This window comes from Roseofilum halophilum BLCC-M91 (assembly GCF_030068445.1).
Classification (GTDB): Bacteria; Cyanobacteriota; Cyanobacteriia; order Cyanobacteriales; family Desertifilaceae; genus Roseofilum; species Roseofilum halophilum.
Genome location: NZ_JAQPOK010000107.1, coordinates 1 through 5,748 on the forward strand (window position 1 = coordinate 1; position 5,748 = coordinate 5,748).

Here is a 5,748-nt window from a genome sequence, read left to right on the forward strand (position 1 = left end):
TACAGCGTTTTTCGATGTTATGAGGTACAGTAATCGAAATGTTCCTTGAGAGTGTTGTCCCATGAAAAGCCTGAAGAATGGGCACGCATAGCGTAAAAAATGGTTTTCCCTTCTGCCCATTACCCATTACCCATTACCCATTACCGCGCGAAGCGCTGTAATTGATATTTAATAGAGGACTCAGATGTCATATGACTGCAAATTCCAACCCCCGATTCACGACTCCCCAGCGTATAGTGCTACATCTGGCTCCTTGGATCGTTTGCTTAGGAGGGTTATGGACTTTGCCGGTTGCAGCCGATCCGGTAAACTCTGAAGAGCTGGATACTTTCCATCAACAAGCCCTAGAGTTCCTGCAACAGGGCAATCAACCGGAAGCGTTCCAACTTTGGCAACGAGAATTAGAGTTACGCCAAGGGTTGGAACTGATTGAGGAAATTCAAGCGCTCTCGCGAGTCGGAGCTATTGCTTGGTTGGAGGGGGAGTCGGCTATGATTCGACAAATTATTACCCGGTTAGATGAGATTCAAGGAGAGGTTGAGGAGGGAGAGGGGGAAACGTTACAAGAGTTGGGAAGAGCTTATCAACAAGTGCGATCGCCCCAATCTGTTGTAAGAGTTTATCAAAAACTTTTGGATCTGGCGATCGAGGACTCTGATGAGGAGCAACAAAGCACCCTTCTTGAGCAAATTGCCCAAACCCATCTCAATTGGTTTGATTATCCCCAAGCAGTTACAGGATATGAAGCGGTTTTGAAGTTTGCCCAACAGCAGGGGGATGTTTTTACTCAAATTGAAGCCTATCAACAGTTAGCCTATAGTTACGAGCAGATGCAACAGTGGGAAGGGGCGATCGCCACTCGACTGGATTTGATTAACCTGTACGATCGGTTAGGGCAAGTGAATGCCATTCCCAAGGAACAAATGGCGATCGCCAAACACTACGAAACCCTAGGCAACCTCAAAACCAGTGCCCAACTCTACGAACAAGCCTACCTCATTTCCTTTGAGCAGCAACAACTCGCCTATGCTACCCAGAGCCTACAACAGCTTGCTCAACTCTATCAAAAATACCAGCAATTTCCCCAAGCTCTCGCCGTCTATCGGTCTCTTCTCGGCACTCAAGCCGGAGCCTATGATGCTTATGGCATGATGAATACCTATGGACAAATTGCCCAGATCCATCGCACCCTTAACCAACCCAATCAAGCCCTAGCTGCTCTCGAACAAGGGCTAAAGTTAGCCCAACACCTTAACCTAAAAACTGATTATTTTTCCGATCTGATTGACACCCTGAACAATCCATAGGGACTTTGTGATTAAGCACTACGGTTAATGGAAACCACCTTTAAATTAGGTCTGGCAACCGATTCATACTCTAGCCCATATCTGACTCGAATTTGGTAGCAGGGAATAATTTCCACAGATTGATATTGACTCGAACATGGATAGTGAATCTGTAATTGGGCCATTTCTGGCGCTTCAAAAACCAATCGCTCCTCTGGCTTAACCAGCCGTTCAAAGTACCAATCTTCTACATTATCAATTTTCAAGATCTGTACTCCTTGGCTTTGATTTTTGTAGTAACACAACATCCAACTTTTTTGGTCAAAGGTTTGGGGATATAGCATTATGAACTCCTTCTTAGTAAACAAATAACGAAATGGATTCAACAAAAGAATTAATCTATGCTCCTACAGCCAACAGTTTTTGCTGTTTATACTTGAGCCACTCTTCGACAAAGGGAGAGGTTATGGAGCGACTTCTTTCTCGTGGATGCCGTAGATTAGTGGGCATTTCTTGATGACAATGACTACAGTACCAATACATCCCTGTAGAGCGAACATGCCTGAGTAGTGGATAGGAGCAACAAGGACAATTCATTTCTAACATTATCTAACCTCCTGTGGCTTCAGTCAAGGATCAATGAACCGATGGACATAACCTATAGGGATCGGACAAATAAGATTCAATTCTTGGCATTAATTGATCGATATTGACAGGTTTCAACAAATAGTCATCTACGGTATAAAGAGATTTACGATACTCAATGATATGAGCTGGATTAATAATAGCAATTAGGGAATGGATCAGATAAGGGTCTTGGGTTTTGAGAACGGCGATCGCCAGCTCCATATACTCCATTTCCGTCCAAGGTTCGTCCGTAGACGAGGAAAGGGGCAATTTTTGCCATGCTGCACCACCTGTTTTACTATCCCCAGTTTCGGGACTCCTTGATGTATAGCCCATAACTGTTTCGATCTCTAATTGATCTTTGCCCCCAAACTGTAAAAGACAAATGTGAGGATTTTGTGATTCTCTCTCAACTGGAAATAAAACTCAACATTTCTTCATATTTCTGGCCAATGGAGAAGCCAACACATTTGTTGGACTAACCCCATAGCATCAAAGGGTTTAGTAATCACCCCAGTAACCCCTAAATCCTCAATAAACTGTTGTTTTTCACTATTCTTGGCCTTGGCCGTCAGCAGAATCGTCGGGATATTGGCGGTCAAAGGATTCCCCTGTAGCGCTTGATAGGTAGCCTTACCATCCATCCCTGGCATCATCATATCTAATAAAATGGCATCGGGCTGTGCAGTTGCCGCCAGTTCGATCCCCTCTTGACCCGACGAAGCGGGGATCGCCTCCCATCCGGCCGCTGCTTCGAGGGAAATCTGAATAATTTCCCGTACTCCATCATCATCATCAATAACTAAAATCCGTTTAGTGCCCATAATTACCCTTCTCCTTGGCTATAGATGGGTAGAGAAAAATAAAACTGACTCCCTTGGTTGACCTGACTTTCTACCCAAATTCGTCCCCCATGCTGTTCCACGATTACGCCCCAAGTCTGTTCCGAGACCACCAGGGTAACCCCGGCACGGGTGATGGCGATCGCCTGTTTTGTAAACGGATCTTGCCAGACTCTAGGCGCTATAATTCCAGAATATCATTGACCAATCGCACTAAACCCTCCGCACTTTTATCACTGCACCAAAGAAGGTTTGGAGCGACGCTCTAAACGGTTAAGAATGCGAGCAATTAATTCCGGTTCTACAATCGGTTTTTGGATATAATCATCGGCTCCGGCTAAAAAAACTTGCTGAATCGTCTCGGAATCTCGATGACTTGAGAGGAACAAAACCGGAAGCGCCATCCATCGCGTGTCGTTCCGCAGCACTTGACACAGTTCAATACCTGTTACTTCCGGCATTTCAATATCCAGCAGCACTAAATCGGGTTGGATCTCTTGTAGGGTTTGCCAAAACTCTTGGGGATGGTTGAGCAGGGTAATTGCAAATCCCCAAGGGGTGAGGATTTGTTTTAAGCAGGCTAAGAGTTGGCTGTCATCATCAACAATCAGCAGTTGGGGAGATTGGGTTGGCTCCTCTTTTAAGAAGGAACGCACCGACGCGATCGCCTCTTGAGCCGGAATCGGTTTTTGTAGAAATCCTTGTCCTCCCGCTCTAGCCACCGCTACGCGATCGTTGAGGGTATTTTGTTCAGCCAAAACCACTACCGGAATTGGAGGTTCAGCAGTCGCGATCGAGGTAATCCATTCTAAGATCTCAGTTTGGCAGGTTTCGGGGAGGGATAACTCCAGAACAATCAGATCCGGGGGGTGTTGCTTCACGTTCTGCTTCCCCTCTGATAGGGTAGAAACCACAACCGGATTCAGGTGAGCGCGGGTTGCTTGCTCTTGTAAGGAGTGGGCGAAAAGGGGATCGGGTTCGATAATTAGAATCTGGGGTAAGGCGATCGGTTGTGGAGGAGCAGGAGCAGGGTTGGGAGTTTTATTCTGGGTTAGACCTTGATGTAAGGTGTTGATTTGAGGAACTAAGGTTTCTAGGAGCGCGGTTCGATCTTGGGGAATTTTCAACGTCTGTTCAATCTCCCTCGCGACTTCAGAAAGATCCTTGAGACCGAAGCTACCCAGGGAACCGGCTAGGGTATGGGCTTCGCGAATAGCATCTTGCAGGGAGTCGGGATCTAGGAAATCGCTGGGGAGATGGTTGAGGGTGTTTTGGATGACTTTGAGGCGATCGCAATATTGATCCTGATAGCGTTCCCAAATCGATAAAAATGCTGGAGGAATATTGGAATTGTGGCGGTTTGGGGTCTCTTGACACCCTCCATTGAGGCGATACCCTAAACCATAGACCGTCTCGATAAAATCGCTAGAGCCGCCCGCTTTTTTCAGTTTTTGACGCAGGCTTTTAATATGGGTGCGTACCGCATTTTCTGAGGGGGGGTCATCAAAAGACCATAAGTGATCGAGAATAGCACTTTGACTAAAAATTCGTTGGGGATGACGCAGAAAGAGTTCCAGCAGTTCGTATTCTTTCGCAGTGAGCTTGAGCAAGGTTTGCTCATAGGTGACTTGACATTGACTGGGATCGAGACGCAACTTCCCCCAAGTTAGGGTAGGGAGTCGGGCATCGTTTCCCCGGCGCAAAAGAGCGCGAATTCGGGCCAGCAGTTCCGGTAAGTCAATGGGTTTGGTTAGGTAATCATCGGCTCCTGCGTCTAACCCATTGACCTTTTGGCTGCTAGAGTCTTCAGCCGTCATTAACAGGATGGGAGTGCGATCGCCTTTTTTGCGTCGCTTCTGGCAAAATTCAATACCATTGAGTTGGGGTAATCCCACATCTAACACAATTAAATCGTAGATAATTCCTTCCGCCAGTTGCCAGCCCAAGTTACCCTCAAACGCCACATCCACCAAATAATGGTTAGCTGTGAGTTCGTTTTTTAACAGTTCAGCTAAGGCGCGATCGTCTTCGACCAATAGAATTTTCATCCCCTGCAATTTCCTATAATGGTCTCTTATGGCTGTTGTAACGTGGGAGCTGTGTCTTGGCAATAGGGAGAGATACAAAAATTACCCCTAAATTAGGAATTAAAGATTAAATTTTGGTGATTTTGAATTTATGAACTAAAGTTAACTAATTCGCCGTAAGTCCCCCACTGAATTCGGTACTCCGAATCAGTGGCGGGATCTAAGGCGGGCTGCAACGATTGTATCTCCGATCAATACCACAAGGCGAGAGAGGAGAGATATGAGGAGTAGCCAAATATTGCCCCAATCATTTTACTGAAATTGTATATAATAGTAATAGGTCGATATTGGGAGAAAATTAGATGAGACGACAAGCAGTAAAAGTCAGGCTCTACCCCACAGACGAACAAATTCAAGTGTTAGCCCAGCATTTTGGATGTGCCAAGATTCAAATCAAAACATCATCGTCAATCAATTCAATACCCCCAAAAAGTAAAACAAGTTGATGAAGCTTTGAAATTCCCCGGTAAATTGGGTGTGGTCAAAGCAAAAATCCATCGACCTCTTGACGGGGTAATTAAGACCGTAACCGTTAGTCAATACCCATCTGGCAAATACTACGGTTCGGTTTTGATGGAATATGAAGGCGATTATCCCGAATCAAAAGCAGGGAAAGCAATTGGCATTGATTTAGGAATTAAAGATTTTGCGATTACTTACGACGGCGAGAAAGTTTCCAAATATCCCAACCCAAAACACCTATCTAAATATGAAAAGAAACTCGCTGTAAAACAACGTATTGCTGCACGAAAAAAGAAGGGTAGCAATCGTCGCAGAAAAGCGAACAAGATTGTCGCTAGGGTAATGGTTTTCCCATTACCCATTACCCATTACCCATTACCGCGCGAAGCGCTGTATTAGAGCAGAAGGTATCAGAATAGTGTCCTCCTCTGGGACGGGGGAGGC

The 5,748-nt window shown here is 45.6% G+C and carries 7 protein-coding genes and 1 pseudogene; 2 read left to right on the forward strand and 6 right to left on the reverse strand.

All coding sequences use genetic code 11. From position 1 onward, the window contains the following. The first annotated feature begins 191 nt into the window (after positions 1 to 191). Entirely contained in the window at positions 192 to 1,307 is a 1,116-nt protein-coding gene (locus PJF56_RS14565; protein WP_283763411.1) for a tetratricopeptide repeat protein, read from the forward strand. 11 nt (positions 1,308 to 1,318) lie between these two features. On the opposite strand, the gene PJF56_RS14570 is transcribed toward PJF56_RS14565, so the two are convergent. The 6 genes from PJF56_RS14570 to PJF56_RS14595 all read right to left on the reverse strand — a co-directional run bounded on the left by PJF56_RS14570 (position 1,319) and on the right by PJF56_RS14595 (position 4,803). Further along, the gene (locus PJF56_RS14570; RefSeq protein ID WP_283763412.1) at positions 1,319 to 1,630 is read right to left on the reverse strand and encodes a DUF1830 domain-containing protein; all 312 of its coding nucleotides are present in this window, start codon (positions 1,628 to 1,630) and stop codon (positions 1,319 to 1,321) included. A 55-nt stretch (positions 1,631 to 1,685) separates the two neighbouring features. Further along, positions 1,686 to 1,892 (reverse strand): TFIIB-type zinc ribbon-containing protein, encoded by a 207-nt coding sequence (locus PJF56_RS14575; protein ID WP_283763413.1) that lies wholly within the window; start codon positions 1,890 to 1,892, stop codon positions 1,686 to 1,688. 30 nt (positions 1,893 to 1,922) lie between these two features. Next, positions 1,923 to 2,249, reverse strand: a complete 327-nt coding sequence (locus PJF56_RS14580; protein ID WP_283763414.1) for a hypothetical protein — start codon at positions 2,247 to 2,249, stop codon at positions 1,923 to 1,925. A gap of 101 nt (positions 2,250 to 2,350) precedes the next feature. After that, positions 2,351 to 2,737 carry a response regulator gene (locus tag PJF56_RS14585; RefSeq protein WP_283763415.1) on the reverse strand — a complete coding sequence of 129 codons (387 nt, stop codon included), beginning with the start codon at positions 2,735 to 2,737 and terminating at the stop codon, positions 2,351 to 2,353. A 2-nt stretch (positions 2,738 to 2,739) separates the two neighbouring features. After that, a complete protein-coding gene (locus tag PJF56_RS14590; protein WP_283763416.1) occupies positions 2,740 to 2,868 on the reverse strand; it encodes a hypothetical protein in 129 nt (42 codons plus the stop codon). Positions 2,869 to 2,988: 120 nt separating this feature from the next. After that, a complete protein-coding gene (locus PJF56_RS14595; RefSeq protein ID WP_283763417.1) occupies positions 2,989 to 4,803 on the reverse strand; it encodes a response regulator in 1,815 nt (604 codons plus the stop codon). A 341-nt stretch (positions 4,804 to 5,144) separates the two neighbouring features. Here PJF56_RS14595 and PJF56_RS14600 point away from each other — a divergent pair. Next, a pseudogene (locus PJF56_RS14600) lies at positions 5,145 to 5,646 on the forward strand (transposase); the annotation flags it as partial. Between the last annotated feature and the right edge of the window lie 102 nt (positions 5,647 to 5,748).

What these genes read in the sequence shown, in the direction of transcription:
- PJF56_RS14565 (WP_283763411.1), top strand. Translation starts at nt 192, where the DNA reads ATGACTGCAAATTCCAACCCCCGATTCACGACTCCCCAGCGTATAGTG.
- PJF56_RS14570 (WP_283763412.1), bottom strand. Translation starts at nt 1,630, where the DNA reads ATGCTATATCCCCAAACCTTTGACCAAAAAAGTTGGATGTTGTGTTAC.
- PJF56_RS14575 (WP_283763413.1), bottom strand. Translation starts at nt 1,892, where the DNA reads ATGTTAGAAATGAATTGTCCTTGTTGCTCCTATCCACTACTCAGGCAT.
- PJF56_RS14580 (WP_283763414.1), bottom strand. Translation starts at nt 2,249, where the DNA reads ATGGGCTATACATCAAGGAGTCCCGAAACTGGGGATAGTAAAACAGGT.
- PJF56_RS14585 (WP_283763415.1), bottom strand. Translation starts at nt 2,737, where the DNA reads ATGGGCACTAAACGGATTTTAGTTATTGATGATGATGATGGAGTACGG.
- PJF56_RS14595 (WP_283763417.1), bottom strand. Translation starts at nt 4,803, where the DNA reads ATGAAAATTCTATTGGTCGAAGACGATCGCGCCTTAGCTGAACTGTTA.